The sequence below is a fragment of the Deinococcus yavapaiensis KR-236 genome (assembly GCF_003217515.1).
Lineage (GTDB): Bacteria > Deinococcota > Deinococci > Deinococcales > Deinococcaceae > Deinococcus_A > Deinococcus_A yavapaiensis.
Window position 1 is genome coordinate 1 of the sequence record NZ_QJSX01000047.1, and the last position, 1,196, is coordinate 1,196.

Consider the following 1,196-nt stretch of genomic DNA (forward strand, 5'->3'; position numbering starts at 1 on the left):
ACGTTTGAGCGGACGAAGCCGCACGTGAACGTCGGCACCATCGGCCACGTCGACCACGGCAAGACCACCCTCACCGCCGCGATCACGTTCACGGCCGCCGCCGCCGACCCCACCGTCGAAAAGCTGGCGTACGACCAAATCGACAAGGCGCCCGAAGAAAAAGCCCGCGGCATCACCATCAACACCGCGCACGTCGAATACAACACCCCCAGCCGACACTACTCCCACGTCGACTGCCCCGGCCACGCCGACTACGTCAAAAACATGATCACCGGCGCCGCCCAAATGGACGGAGCCATCCTCGTGTGCAGCGCCGCCGACGGCCCCATGCCGCAAACCCGCGAGCACATCCTGCTCGCCCGTCAAGTCGGCGTGCCCTACATCGTGGTGTTCCTCAACAAAGTCGACATGGTCGACGACGAAGAACTCCTCGAACTCGTCGAAATGGAAGTGCGTGAACTGCTCTCCCGCTACGAGTTCCCCGGCGACGACCTGCCCGTCATTCGCGGCTCGGCGTTGCAAGCCCTCGAAGCGCTGCAAGGCAACCCCAAAACCCAACGCGGTGAAAACCAATGGGTCGATAAAATCTGGGAGTTGCTCGACGCCATCGACGCGTACATCCCCACCCCCGAACGCGCCACCGACAAAGCCTTCTTGATGCCCGTCGAAGACGTCTTCACCATCACCGGACGCGGCACGGTCGCGACGGGACGCGTGGAACGCGGCGTCGTCAAAGTGCAAGACGAAGTGGAAATCGTCGGCTTGCGTGACACGCGCAAAACCACGGTGACCGGCATCGAAATGCACCGCAAGTTGCTCGACCAAGGCATGGCGGGCGACAACGTGGGCGTGCTGCTGCGCGGCGTGGCGCGTGACGACGTGGAACGCGGTCAAGTGCTGGCCAAGCCGGGCTCGATCACGCCGCACACCAAGTTCGAAGCGAGCGTGTACGTGCTGAGCAAAGAAGAAGGCGGGCGTCACAGCGCGTTCTTCGGCGGGTACCGCCCGCAGTTCTACTTCCGCACGACGGACGTCACGGGCGTCGTGGAGCTTCCCGGCGGCGTGGAAATGGTAATGCCGGGCGATAACGTGTCGTTCACGGTGGAATTGATCAAGCCGATCGCCATGGAGGAAGGCTTGCGCTTCGCGATTCGCGAAGGCGGTCGTACCGTCGGCGCCGGCGTCGTCACCAAGGT

General features: G+C 63.5%; 1 protein-coding gene. It reads left to right on the top strand.

The features are described from left to right. A partial coding sequence (gene tuf, locus DES52_RS22435) for an elongation factor Tu (protein ID WP_110889055.1) occupies positions 1-1,196 on the top strand: 1,196 nt, incomplete at both ends.